General features: G+C 44.7%; 8 protein-coding genes. 1 reads left to right on the top strand and 7 read right to left on the bottom strand.

Going from position 1 to position 13,326, the window contains the following annotated elements; genetic code table 11:
* Positions 1-236: 236 nt before the first annotated feature.
* The 6 genes from amrS to nuoE form a co-directional block, all read right to left on the bottom strand.
* Complete coding sequence (gene amrS, locus IH598_03750; protein MBE0637613.1) at positions 237-1,247, bottom strand: AmmeMemoRadiSam system radical SAM enzyme; 1,011 nt, start codon at positions 1,245-1,247, stop codon at positions 237-239.
* A 66-nt stretch (positions 1,248-1,313) separates the two neighbouring features.
* Positions 1,314-3,062: an alpha-amylase family protein gene (locus tag IH598_03755; GenBank protein MBE0637614.1), complete on the bottom strand. Its 1,749-nt coding sequence runs from the start codon at positions 3,060-3,062 to the stop codon at positions 1,314-1,316.
* 3 nt (positions 3,063-3,065) lie between these two features.
* On the bottom strand, positions 3,066-4,550 hold the full coding sequence (gene malQ / locus IH598_03760) for a 4-alpha-glucanotransferase (protein MBE0637615.1): 1,485 nt from the start codon (positions 4,548-4,550) through the stop codon (positions 3,066-3,068).
* A gap of 275 nt (positions 4,551-4,825) precedes the next feature.
* A complete protein-coding gene (locus IH598_03765) occupies positions 4,826-8,533 on the bottom strand; it encodes an FAD-dependent oxidoreductase (GenBank protein MBE0637616.1) in 3,708 nt (1,235 codons plus the stop codon).
* A 30-nt stretch (positions 8,534-8,563) separates the two neighbouring features.
* On the bottom strand, positions 8,564-10,342 hold the full coding sequence (locus IH598_03770) for an NADH-quinone oxidoreductase subunit NuoF (protein ID MBE0637617.1): 1,779 nt from the start codon (positions 10,340-10,342) through the stop codon (positions 8,564-8,566).
* Between the two features lie 47 nt (positions 10,343-10,389).
* Entirely contained in the window at positions 10,390-10,917 is a 528-nt protein-coding gene (gene nuoE, locus IH598_03775) for an NADH-quinone oxidoreductase subunit NuoE (protein MBE0637618.1), read from the bottom strand.
* A 566-nt stretch (positions 10,918-11,483) separates the two neighbouring features.
* On the opposite strand from nuoE, the gene IH598_03780 reads away from it, so the two are divergent.
* Complete coding sequence (locus tag IH598_03780) at positions 11,484-12,464, top strand: tRNA-dihydrouridine synthase family protein (protein MBE0637619.1); 981 nt, start codon at positions 11,484-11,486, stop codon at positions 12,462-12,464.
* Positions 12,465-12,513: 49 nt separating this feature from the next.
* Here IH598_03780 and IH598_03785 read toward each other — a convergent pair whose 3' ends face one another.
* Positions 12,514-13,305, bottom strand: a complete 792-nt coding sequence (locus IH598_03785) for a cation transporter (GenBank protein MBE0637620.1) — start codon at positions 13,303-13,305, stop codon at positions 12,514-12,516.
* Between the last annotated feature and the right edge of the window lie 21 nt (positions 13,306-13,326).

Here is a 13,326-nt window from a genome sequence, read left to right on the forward strand (position 1 = left end):
ATCTAATAAATCAAAATGAAACACAGAAATTTTTTAAAGCAGGTTGTCACCTCATTGTTCCTAAAAAGAAAAATATTTTAACTTATTGAAAAACAAATTAATAAATATTAAAGTACTCTTTCATTCAGCGTAATTTATCATGATTTTAAATAAAATCAACTGCGAAGGGAATGATTCGCAAAATGAGCAGTCTCGCTGAAAGAAAAGTTAACTAAATGTTTATCAAAACTATATGCTTAACGAAAACAGCCATGTATGAAAGCATTACAATTTTTACAATTGCCGGTTTTTTCCATCCCGATCAACCGTGCATCATAGCGATTTCTGGTTATGAGCAGATGGCCGCATAATGGGCAATTGGTGTTTTGTCCGAGGTTGGTGTTAACATTTCCAAGATAAACAAAGTTAAGATGTTCTTTTGCCAGTTCATAAAGGCCGATCAGGGTATCGGGTGGGGTAGGAGGTTGTGAAAGCCTGTAATTGGGGAAATAGCGGGACAGATGTAACACAGTATCTTTCCCAAGTTCTCGTGCAATCCAATTCACCATAGAGGTAAAATCAGACGGATGGTCGTTTAGCCCGGGAATGATGAGGTTGGTGATCTCGAGGTGTTTCCCACTGTGCCGGATTTGCTTCAGCGACTCTTTCACAGGGGCTAATCTGGAAAGGGTTTGTGTATGATAAAATTCTTCAGTGAAAGCTTTCAGGTCAACATTGAAGGCGTCAATTACCTCAAGTAATTCTGCAAGAGGTTCTGAATTAATAAATCCGTTGGTTACCATCACGTTTTTCATTCCCTGACTTTTGGAAAGCTCTGCTACGTCGTACATATATTCGAACCATATGGCAGGCTCGTTATAGGTGAAAGCAATACCCAGATTATCTTTTCGGGCTGAAGCCATTGCAACCAACTCTTCCGGCTTGTACCTTTTCATTTTTTGTAAATTACCGGGGAGTGATTGGGAAATTTCCCAATTTTGGCAAAATCTGCATTTGAGGTTGCATCCCAGGCTGCCCACAGAGAAAATGATTTTCCCCGGGAAAAAATGATACAGGGGTTTCTTTTCAATCGGGTCAAAGTTCATGGATGAAACCACTCCGTATGTTTTTAAAAATAACTCGCCATCAATATTTTCGCGCACATGACAGCGGCCCGATTTACCCTCGCCAATGGTGCAGCGATGTGGGCACAAATGGCACTGGAGAAGTTTACGCTGCATCAGCTCCTGATATCGGGCTATTTTCATGTTTTTAGAAGTAAGCTGTATTTAATGGGTAGGTTAATTATTATCCAAAACTTTTTCAGTTAAAACTTAGTGCTGTTCACAGTTGCAATCTTTTGGCGAAATTTCAAAAATCAATGCATCATTGGGTTTCAGTTCAATTGCAAGTCCCTGATTGTGGGCTTCAGTGCGGCTGAACATCAATTTTTGTGTATTCCATAATAATTCATTGGCTTCGAATTCATTGCAACGGTACCATCCCATCTCATTGAGGGCGTGGTCTGAAATCTTTACTTTGATGGCAAGGCGTTGATTGCGGTCGAAATTTACAACAAACAGCAACTTTTGTTTTGGTGAATGGCGCAGCCAGATATAGACTTTATCTCTGAACGGCAGCGATTCATATGGATTTGCCCACATCAGGTCGTAAAATTCTCCATTCACAATTGCATCGTGCCTGATGCTGAAGTTGAGTATTTTTTGATACATCTGCCTCAGCCTGACCTGTTCTTTGCTTAAAAGTCCCCCGTCGAGTTTTCCATGGTTTATCCACTTTTGCATCTCCGGAATGTTGAAATAATCGTAAATGGTGGTTCTTCCGTCATCGCCGCTGAAACCGCTTTCTCCGGCAGCCGGCTCGCCCACTTCCTGGCCTGAGTAAATCATTACCGGACCACGGTGCATGGCAGCACAAAGGGTTAAAGCTGGTATCGCTGCAAAAGGATCGCCTGCAAAAGCTCCGGATGCGAATCGCACTTCGTCGTGGTTTTCAAGAAATCGGAGCATTTGTGCATCAAGTCCTTCAAGCATCTTCCAGCAGTTGGAAATGGCTGCTGTGGAAGTTCCGCTTATAATAATACTTTTCAGCGTGTCATACAACCCAACTTTGTCATACAGGTAATCAAAGCCGCCATTTTTAACAAAATTATGGTATTCGAGCGGGTTATAAACTTCAGCGATAAAAATGACCTGAGGGAATTTCTTTTTTACAGCTTTAATCACCCACGCCCAAAATTCCACCGGAACCATCTCGGCCATGTCGCAACGGAAACCATCAACTCCTTTTTTTGCCCAAAACAAAAGAACATCAAGCATTTTCGTCCAGGTATCCGGCACAGGTTCAAAATGTCTCTGTTTGTTGCCCTGAAAATCCACACCATAATTCAGCTTTATTGTTTCATACCAGTCATCATTTGAAGGTTTTGAAGTAAAAACATCATTACCGGTGGCTCTTGCAGGCTTTTCGATGTAAGGCATTGAAGGGATCTCAGCTTTGATTTGATCCAGCCAGGCTATTCCATCGGGCAGTTCAAAGGTGCTTCCGGGCAGGTAGTAGAAATTGTTTTTCGGATCAAATAATTTCGATGGATCATCATCTTTACCAAAATCCCGGATTCCCTTTGGACTGCAGTCCGACTTATATTGCCTGAAAACATGATTCGCCACGATGTCGATGATTACTTTCAATCCTGTTTCGTGTGTGCGTTTAACCAGTGCTTCGAACTCTTCCATCCTGTTTTTGACGTTGTTGGCCAGGTCGGGGTCCACATCATAATAATCTTTGATGGCATAAGGCGAACCGGCTCTGCCTTTGAGTAGCGTGGGGTGATCTTTTGGTATGCCAAACTCGCTGTAGTCGGTCATAGTACCGTGTTCCGGGATGCCTGTGAACCAAATGTGTGTGATGCCAAGGTCGCGGATTTCGAGCAATGCTTTTTGGTTGTAGTCATCAAATTTTCCTACTCCATTTTCCTGTATCGTACCATTTAGTCTTGGGTTCTTGTTTTTATTCCCGAAAAGGCGTGGCAGCGTCTGGTAGATTGAAATTTTCCTGTTCATAGGTTACCTGTTATAAATAGTGGTTATTTCGGATAACCATGTGGATTGTTCTTTTTTTAACTGATTTTTTCTAAATCGCCATTGCCAGTTTCCTGAGGCGGTTCCAGGGGTGTTCATTCTTGCTTCGCTTCCCAATTCCAGAATGTCCTGAAGAGGAACAACAGCAAGTTTTCCCACTGAACCCCAGGCAAGGCGGATCAGTTTTTTATTGATGCTCTTTTCATCAGCATCAGCATAGAAAAGGACTTTCTTTTTGATGTTTTTATCCAGGGATTTAAACCAGCCTGTCAGCGTGTCGTTATCGTGGGTACCGGTGTAAACAATGAAATTGTCGGTGTAAGTATGCGGCAGGTATTTTACGCCATCATCGGAGTGGAAGGCAAATTGCAGGATTTTCATCCCCGGAAACCCGTATTTCATCCTTAATGCATCTACTTCAGCAGTGATAATGCCGAGGTCTTCGGCAATGATTGGCAATTCACCCAGTTCATTACGAATCGCTTCAAACAGTTCATCACCGGGTGCTTTTATCCATTCTCCGTTAATGGCAGTCGGCTCGCCATAAGGCACTGACCAGAAAGCTTCAAAGCCGCGAAAATGGTCAATCCGCACGTAATCATACAACCCGAACGAAGCTTTCACCCTGTTGATCCACCATTTAAATCCGTTCCTTTTCATTTTTTCCCAGTTATAAAGTGGATTCCCCCACAATTGACCGGTCTTACTGAAATAATCGGGTGGTACACCTGCAACGCTGATGGGATTGCGCTTATTATCGAATAAAAACAACTCATGGTTGCTCCAAACCTCGGCGCTATCATGGGCCACATACAACGGGATGTCACCGATGATCGAAACATTCTTGTCATTGGCGTACTTTTTCACGGTTGACCACTGACGATGGAACAGGTACTGCACGAACTGATGGTAGCTGATTTCAAATTGCGAATGTTGACTGAAGGTGTCCAAAGCTTCCTTGCTTCTTAAGCGAAATTCCTCCGGCCATTCCCACCAGGGTTTTCCGTTAAACAATTCCTTCAGGGCAACAAAGGTGGCATATTCCTTAAGCCAGTTGCTTTGACTGGCAATAAACGCATGATATTGGGCGTCATTCCCTGCAAGGTTGTCGAAAAAGTGCCTGTGAGCTAATTTAAGCATTTTGCGCTTGTAATTGATCACTGCACCGTAGTTCACTTTAGCTTCCGGAAAGTCGGGGACTGGATTCAACTCCCTTTTTTTCAGTAATCCCTCTGATACCAGTAGGTTAAGGTCAATAAGAATTGGATTCCCGGCATAAATGGAAAAACACTGATAGGGCGAGTCTCCATAGCCTGTGTGTCCCATAGGCAGAACTTGCCAGAGTTTTTGGTTTGCTCCGGATAGGAAATCGATAAAATCCATGGCGTTTTTACCCAAAGACCCGATTCCATGGTCGCCCGGTAAGGATGTCGGATGCAGCAAAATGCCGCTGCTTCGTTCTATTTTCATGGTAAGTACTTGATTGGATTTTTTTTTGCAAAATAACCGAATTCAAGGCAGACTACAAAGACAAAAGCGTAAAATATAATTAATGGCTAGGATAACATGTAAGTGTGTAATTGTCATCAGGTAGCTGGCAAAAGGTGTTTGGAATTATTTCAAAGCCATCAGACAAGGACGAAATCATAGAAAAAAATTTGCTTTTGCTTTGAGATGATTAAATGGCAACTAAAACCGTCTTTTCGGTTTCAGTTGCCAATTAAAGTAAACTGTTACTGATGATATTACTCTGCCTCAAATGCCTGCTCAAATTCATCGTCGAACCGCTTGTTCACAATGTCGCAGCCGTGATTGAACAGCCGGTTGGCGTTGTCCTTTTTAGTAACATTAAACTGAAAAACCATCTTTTCCCGATCAGTCTGGGGTGGTAGCAAACTGAAGAATTCGTTGAGCGCATCTTCCTGGTCGTTGATTCCGTTTAACCCAAAACCTTTCATCAGTTCGATGAGTTGCTGCGGAGACGATTTTTCAATGGCAGATTCCATTTGTTTGTCAAATTTCTGGAGTTTACGCTGGGTGGTGGTAAAACTTCCACCAATTTCGAATGGCAATGAAGCAGGGAGCACCAGGTCAGCTTTTAGGGCGGTTTCGGTGAAGAAGTAATCCTGCACCATAATAAACTCGGTAGAAATGAGCCAGTCTTCGATCTCGGTTTTATCCATAGCGCATCCAACGGGGTCTTCGCCAAAAATGAAGAGATTCTTAAGATCATGCTCAATCAACAATTTGTATGGGCTTTTAATTCGGGTTGGCAGTTCGGCTACTCCCCACTTTTCCTTTAGCTTTTCAATCACTTTTGGGTCATCGCACAACTGGAAACCGGGAGCAACTTTATGGCAACCACCCATGTCGATTATACCCTGGGTATTGTTTTTCTCTTTGATGGCTAAAAGTCCCTGCGCTGTTTTGCCTAACTTACCGGTGATGATGGCCAGGTTATGCAGTTCATAGCTTGTATTGGCTGATATCTCTTTTTCGGTGAAAACGAGGATGGCGTTCTGCTCTTCGTTAAATCCCTTGGCAAACTGCACCAGTTCTTCGATGCAGGTCATACCGGCTTTTTCGAACAGTTCGTCAAAATCTTCTGCAAGTAAATGCTTTTTGTAATCTTCAAATCCTGTGGATCGTCCTTTGATGAAAAGCTGGTTTTCATGGCCTCCTGATAGCAGGTAATAATTTACTGCCTTGATAAAATGATAATAGGATTTGATGTGATGCACCCGGTCAACTTTATGTTCCATGCCGCTTTCGCTCTGGTTGGTAAATAGCTCCACCGGAACATTGTAACGATGATGGGCATTGAAAATCATATGATTCACCAGTGGGTAGTCCATATGCAGATTTGATCCAAAAATATAGATCCGGCTGGCTTCTTTAATTTGCTCAAATGGAACGGAAACCATTGCATTCATGCCATAACCTATACCTCTTCCAATGTATTGGAAACAGTTGACGTTGTTTGTTTTTACCCCTGCACGTGCCAGTTTTTCGATCATGTAAATCTCCTCGTTGGTCAGGCGTGCACCGGCGAAGAATGCATTGTGATCTGGTTCAACGGATTTGATTTTATCGATGATCAGATGAAAGGCTTTCTCAAAAGTAATGGGCTCAAATTTGCCGTTTACCTTCAACAACGGTTTGGTGATACGGGACCTGTCGTTAAGGTATTTGTATCCAAACTTTGCCTGGCGGCTGATGTTGCCATCTTTATTAAGATCGCCTACCCTTCCTGATGCCTTCATGAAGAACCCTGCTTTGTGGTGCAGGTTGATTTCAAATCCTTCAGGGCCGATGTTATCCACTGTTTCGATGGTGTCGAAGCGCATCGGACCGGGTTTAAAAGGAACGTTTTCTGACATGGCTGCAGTGGGGCACGTTTCGATGCACAGGCCGCAGGATTCACAGGTGGTTTCGAGCAGTGATTTTCCCATGGTTGGCGCTACAAATGTGCTGAATCCCCTGTTGACTAACCCGAGTGCATTGGCGCCGACCACTTCTTTACAAATCCTGATGCATCGGGAACAGAGGATGCATTTATTGTTGTCGATTTCGATATACGGGTGCGAGAAATCTACTTCAAACTCGTTGAAGGCGCCTTCAAAATGCTTTTGCTCTGCATGGTATTCAGTTCCAAACTTTTTAAAATCGCAGGTAAAATACTCCACGCATCCGCACTCGAGGCATCGTTGGGTTTCCTGGCGGGCAATTTCCTCATTGGCATATCCCAACTCAACCTCATTGAAATTAATCCGGTTGTCTGGTTCGATGGTAGGCATTTCCTGGCGCAACTGATGCAGGTATCTGCCGATATATTTGTCGGGTTGCTGTTCGTGAAAATTATCTTTCCTGCTTAGAAATTCTTTGGTTTCCGGTACTATTGGTTGTCCTGTTAAAAACTGGTGACAACTGCGCGAGGCCACTTTGGCCTGTGCAATGGCTTCAATAATTGTTGCTGGTCCTGAAACGCCATCGCCGGCAGCAAATATCGATGGGATTCCGGTTTGCAGCGTGGTTCTGTTGCATTCTATGTCGCCCCATTTAGTGACTTTTAACTGGCCACTATCAGCAATTCCATTTACATCTTCGAGAAAATTCACTTCGGTTTTCTGACCGATTGCTGCCAGGATGTAATCCACCTTTACATCAAAATCAGAACCTTCTTTTGGTACCGGACGGCGACGGCCAGAAGCATCGGGTTCCCCAAGTTCCATTCGCAGGCAGGTGATGGAGTGCACATTGCCCTGCTCATCCTTGTTTACCAACCTGGGGTTGGTCAGGAAGAGGTATTCAACGCCTTCGAGTTTTGATTCGTGAATTTCGATTGGGTTGGCAGGCATCTCCTTTTCGGTGCGGCGATAGATCACATACACCTTGTCAGCACCGCATCTGATGGATGTGCGGCAACAGTCCATGGCGGTGTTTCCACCCCCCACAACAGCCACCGTTTTTCCTTTGAAATTGTATCTTTGGCCAGTCACTTCCATGTTTCTTAAAAAGTCGATCCCGGAGAAGACATTTCCGGCATCTTCACCTTCGCAACCCAGGAGCGATCCCCTTTGCGAACCGATCGTCAGAATTACGGCGTCATAGTTTTTCTTGAGTTCGTGGTAATGAAGGTTGTCACCTAATTTTTGGTTGTAAAATATCTTTGCTCCAAGTTCGGTTACAGCCGCTACTTCTTTGTCAATGATATCATTTGGGAGTCTGTATTCCGGGATTCCATAACGCAGCCAGCCACCAGGTGCGGGAGCTGCTTCGTAGATGTCGCACTGATGGCCTTTTTGCTGAAGAAAATAAGCACAGGATAAACCTCCCGGCCCGGCGCCGATGATGGCTACTTTTTTACCGGTTGACGGAGCAACTTTGGGGATAAAACGGCTTGGTGATTCCAGGTCAATGTCGGCGGCAAAACGCTTCAGGTAATCAATGCCAACGCCTGTTCCTTCAGACAGCAGATTACGACGGCAGGCAGCTTCGCAGGGTCTGACGCATACGCGTCCACAAATGGCCGGTAAGGGGTTGGTCTCTTTGATCAGGCCGATCGCTTCGGAGTATAATCCTTTTTCGATCAGCGAAATGTACCCCTGCACATCCACACCTGCCGGGCAGGTCGACTTGCATGGCGCCATGCAGTCGGCGTAGTGATTGCTCGCCAGCAGGTCGAGTGCTGTTTTCCGCGCTTTTCTGATCCGCTCGTTTTCAGTTTCTATCTTGAAACCTTCAGCAATTTTTGTGGAGCAGGCGGGTTGCAAAATCCGGTAGCCTTCTATTTCGACTACACAGAGGTAGCAGGAGGAGAAAGGCTCAAGGCGCGGATCGTTGCAGAGGGTCGGAATATGCACATTGTTGCGGCGAGCAAGCTCAAGGATGGTTTCGCCCGGTTTTCCCTTTACTATTTTCCCGTTGAGGATGATGTTGAAAGTGTCGTTCATTTGGCGTAAAACTTTTTGGTTTTGTGAAAATTAGCGGAGAATTATGGCATCAAACTTACACCGTGAGTAGCAATCGCCACATTTGATACAAATCTCCTGATCGATTACATGAGCCATTTTGCGTTCGCCGGTGATGGCATTTACAGGGCACTTTTTGGCGCAAACCGTGCATCCGGTGCATTTGTCCGGAATGATTTCGTAGGTGAGCAGGCTTTTGCAAACTTTTGCCGGGCACTTTTTCTCCAGAATATGTGCTGTGTATTCGTCCCTGAAGTATTTGAGCGTTGTAAGCACAGGATTTGGCGCCGTTTGGCCAAGTCCGCACAGCGAGTTGTCTTTGATCTGGTAAGCCAGTTCTTCCAACGTATCAATATCTTCCATCTTACCTTTACCTTCAGTAATGCGCTGCAGGACTTCAAGCATCCGTTTGGTCCCAATCCGGCAGAAGGTGCATTTTCCACAGCTTTCGGTTTGGGTAAAATTGAGGAAAAATCTTGCAACATCCACCATACATGTATCCTCATCCATCACCACCATGCCGCCTGAACCCATGATAGCGCCGGTGGCATTCACCGAATCATAATCAACAATGGTATCGGCGAGGTACTCGGGAATGCAGCCGCCTGAGGGGCCACCCAGCTGTACGGCTTTGAATTTTTTTCCTCCGGGAATTCCTCCACCCAATTTGTAGATAATATCGCGGATGGTGATTCCCATAGGCACTTCTACCAGGCCGGAATGATTGATCTTGCCGGCCAGTGCAAATACTTTAGTGCCTTTACTTTTTTCGGTGCCGTATTTTGCGTAGGCTTCCGGGCCGTTGATAATAATCCATGGAATGTTGGCCCAGGTTTCAACGTTGTTGATGTTGGTGGGTTTTTTCCAGAGCCCTGAGATGGCCGGGAATGGAGGTCTCTTCCTGGGCATACCACGTTCACCTTCGACAGATGCGATAAGCGCGGTTTCTTCTCCACAGACAAAAGCACCGGCTCCTTCTTTCACATAAATGTCAAAGCAAAAGCCTTCGATACCCATAATATGTTCGCCAAGATAGCCCTGGTCGCGGGCTTGCTCGATGGCAATATTCAATCTTTTAATCGCTAATGGGTATTCAGCGCGGCAATAGATGACGCCACCATTAGCACCAATGGCATAAGCGCCAATAATCATTCCTTCGAGCACTGCATGGGGGTCGCCCTCAAGCAGCGAGCGATCCATGAATGCGCCCGGGTCGCCTTCATCGGCATTGCAGATGATATATTTCTCATCGGATTCACTTTTCCTGGCAAACCGCCATTTCATCCCTGTAGGGAAACCGCCGCCACCACGACCGCGCAACCCAGATTGCAACACCAATTCAATCACTTCATCGCGGGTTATCCCTTCATCAGCGATTTTTTTTATAGCCTCATACCCCTGGTGCGCCTCATATTCTTCCAACGATTCAGGGTCGATATAACCACAATGGCGCAGGGCAATCTTTATCTGGTTGTCAAAAAAGAGATGATCTGGTGTTTCGAAAAGATCAGTCTTTACAACAAACTCCCGGATTGGCTCGTGATTAACCACATGCTTTTCCAATAATTCCACCACCCTGTTCTCATCCACATTTCCATAAATGTAAGAACCGGTATCGTCGATGATCTCTACCAACGGCTCGCGGAAACACATGCCGATACAACTAGTCTTCTTTAGCTCGAAATCGAGATTCTCGGCCATCCGCAATTGTTCAATTTTCTGATAGGTCTTGTTGGCTCCGGCTGCAATACCGCAACTTCCCAGGCCTACTATTACTTTGGTTTTTGACATATTCTGTTTGTTTTTCTTGCGATACTATTTTTCGATCTTCAAAATGATCAGTTGTTTTTGCTCATTTCATTTATCCTGATTTCTTTTATAATCCTTACAGCCTCTGATCCAGTTAACTTGCCGTATGTGTTATCATGTACCATCATCACCGGAGCCAATGAGCAACAACCCAGACAGGCTACCGATTCAAGGGTGAAAAGCCGATCCTCGGTGGTACCGCCATCGGCTACCTTAAGTGATTCCACCAGTGCTTCACTGATTTTAGTGGCATTTTGCACATGACAAGCTGTTCCATGGCAAACTTTGATGATGTATTTACCGACCGGGTTGAGCCTGAATTGCGCATAAAATGTAGCAACGCCGTACATATCGCTAAGGCTGAGGCCTGTGTCACCGGCAATTTTCTCGAATACCGCCTTCGGTATATAGCCGTAAATGGTTTGAGCGCCCTGGAGCAATGGGATCATATTCCCTTTTTTGTTTTTGTACTTTTCGATCAGATGATCTATCAGGGAGAGATCAACAGCATCGGTTGCCGGTTGGCTCTGTTTAGTGGTTATCCTTGCTATCCGCATAGTCAAAATATGTTTTGAGGGTGTAAAAGTATATATTGTTGTACAAGTTTAACCACCTGAAAAGCAATTTATAGACAATCTAAATTTGGATAAAAATGATTCCTGGTTTTTGCGTTCCGTGTTTTTTGTTCAATGTTGGCAGAATGACTTATGTGATGGATTGTGCAACTTATCGATAAAGGCAGTGATTGTTAGTTGGGCTCTGGGAATTGATGTCGTGAGAAATGTGATCCTGGTTCCGTTTAGCTTTGATGAATAATCACTACTGACCGACTAAAATTTGTTAATCCACTACGTGGAAATTTTGCAAATCGTAAAATTCTCTGCTACAATACTTTATCCCTGCCTGCTTGAGCATTCAGGCAGGCGCTATGCGGAATCCCCGTACGTACGGGGTGAAGTATTGTAGGAAGAGGTTACCCCGAATTTAAAAATACCTCGTAGAGGTTAAAGAAATTAGGGGTTTCAGGACGATTGATTAATTTTACCCGGACAGCATTGATGAATAATTTTACTTTTGTTTTCTATTAGATCAGTCTGATGCGTTTACGTTTAACACCTGTATTATGATTTATCTTGCACCACTGCAGGGCTATACTGAGGTTGAGTTTCGTCAGGCCTGGGCATCATTTTTTACCGGAATTGATGTTGCAGTAAGCCCGTTTATTCCGCTTTCAGAAAGTTTGATTTTTAAGGCAAAACATCTGCGTGATGTGATGCCCGACCTGAATTCCCGTATTCCGGTCATTCCACAGGTGCTTGGTAATGAGCCGGGGAAATTTATCCGGCTTGCACATCGCCTGGCCGATCTGGGCTACGAAACAGTGAACTGGAATCTGGGCTGTCCAAAACTTCAGGTTGCCCGAAAGCAAAGAGGGTCAGGGCTTCTGCCTTTTCCTGATAAGTTGCGTGCGATTCTTGAAAAGATGATTCCTCAGTTGCCATTGCAACTCTCCATAAAAACACGTCTTGGATTTCAGTCACCTGATGAATTTTATGATCTGATCGGTGTTTACAACGATTTTCCGCTCGAAAGCCTGATGATCCACCCCCGCATTGGCAGCCAGATGTATGAAGGGGAGTTGTATCTGAATGTTTTGGATCAGGTGATCGGAGAAATCAGACACCCCATCGTTTTCAGCGGTGACATAGTAACCATTGGCTTTTTTGAAGAATTGAAAAAGAGATATCCCGTCATCACCCGATGGATGCTTGGCAGGGGAGTGCTTGTTAATCCCTTTTTACCTGAAATACTGGTCAGGGGCACATCGCAACTCAATGCGGATATTATCCGGAAGCGGCAATACAACTTCCATGATGAATTGTATTGTGAAATCAGGGATAAATATAAAAGAGAAAGGACAATCCTGAATAAAATGAAAGATTTTTGGTCATATTTTGCCAGGTGGTTTGTGAACGACCATGAAATATTCTACGATCTTTCACATTTCAATACCCTTCACGAGTTTGTACCAGCAGCCAGAATGTATCTTCACGAGGCACAGATTTCATCCTTTGAAACAAGAATTGGCAGGCCGGTAGGGTGATGCAAAACAAGATTTCTGATGCTTTGGCTCGCGGTGAATAAAGGGTTTATCATTTGGCCAGCTTCAGTATTCTGAATGCTCCTCGCATAACCAATGCAAAAACAATGGTTCCGATGATCAGATCGGGGCGATTTGAACCTGTAGCCAGCACCAGCAGGGCGGCAGTAATTACTCCAAGGTTGGCCAGAACATCGTTTGAGGTGAAAATCCAGCTTGCCTTCATGTGGGCTTCGTCACTTTTGGCTTTTTGAAGAAGATAAAGACAGAGCGTGTTTCCGGCAAGTGCAGCCAACGAAACAATGATCATCATGGTGAAATCCGGAGGTGTATCGAAGCCGGTGAACCGCCGGATAACCTCAGCAAACCCAAGAAACGCAAGTGTCATTTGAAAATAACCGCTTGTTCTGGCAATCTTTTTCTTCCGGTTAACTGTTCCCCCAACCGCATAAAGACTTAGCCCATAAACGAAGGCATCAGCAAGCATATCGATGGAGTCAGCTACAAGTCCCATGGAGCGAGAGATGAAACCGGTAATCATCTCAGCAACAAAAAGTGAAAGATTGATGGCCAGCACCGCCCAAAGCACTTTTGTTTGCATCCGGTCCCCTGAAACCGGATTGATCTCGCAGTGCTCAGAACCGGCCATGGTTGCACCCAGATTAAGCGATTTGAGAGATGATTCAATTTTATCAAGGCCTCCAGTGTGATACACATCGAGACGCCGTTCAGGGATATTAAACTCGAGTTGTTTGATTTCGGCAACATCTTCCAGCTTCAGCCTTATCATGCTCTCCTCTGACGGGCAGTCCATTCCGGGTATGTTGAAGGTGCTCTTTGTCATGGTTTACAAAAATGATTACTG

It is taken from the genome of Bacteroidales bacterium (assembly GCA_014860585.1).
GTDB lineage: Bacteria > Bacteroidota > Bacteroidia > Bacteroidales > 4484-276 > RZYY01.

Coding starts and splice junctions, on each gene's coding strand:
- amrS (MBE0637613.1), bottom strand. CDS start 1,247: ATGAAAATAGCCCGATATCAGGAGCTGATGCAGCGTAAACTTCTCCAG.
- IH598_03755 (MBE0637614.1), bottom strand. CDS start 3,062: ATGAACAGGAAAATTTCAATCTACCAGACGCTGCCACGCCTTTTCGGG.
- malQ (MBE0637615.1), bottom strand. CDS start 4,550: ATGAAAATAGAACGAAGCAGCGGCATTTTGCTGCATCCGACATCCTTA.
- IH598_03765 (MBE0637616.1), bottom strand. CDS start 8,533: ATGAACGACACTTTCAACATCATCCTCAACGGGAAAATAGTAAAGGGA.
- IH598_03770 (MBE0637617.1), bottom strand. CDS start 10,342: ATGTCAAAAACCAAAGTAATAGTAGGCCTGGGAAGTTGCGGTATTGCA.
- nuoE (MBE0637618.1), bottom strand. CDS start 10,917: ATGCGGATAGCAAGGATAACCACTAAACAGAGCCAACCGGCAACCGAT.
- IH598_03780 (MBE0637619.1), top strand. CDS start 11,484: ATGATTTATCTTGCACCACTGCAGGGCTATACTGAGGTTGAGTTTCGT.
- IH598_03785 (MBE0637620.1), bottom strand. CDS start 13,305: ATGACAAAGAGCACCTTCAACATACCCGGAATGGACTGCCCGTCAGAG.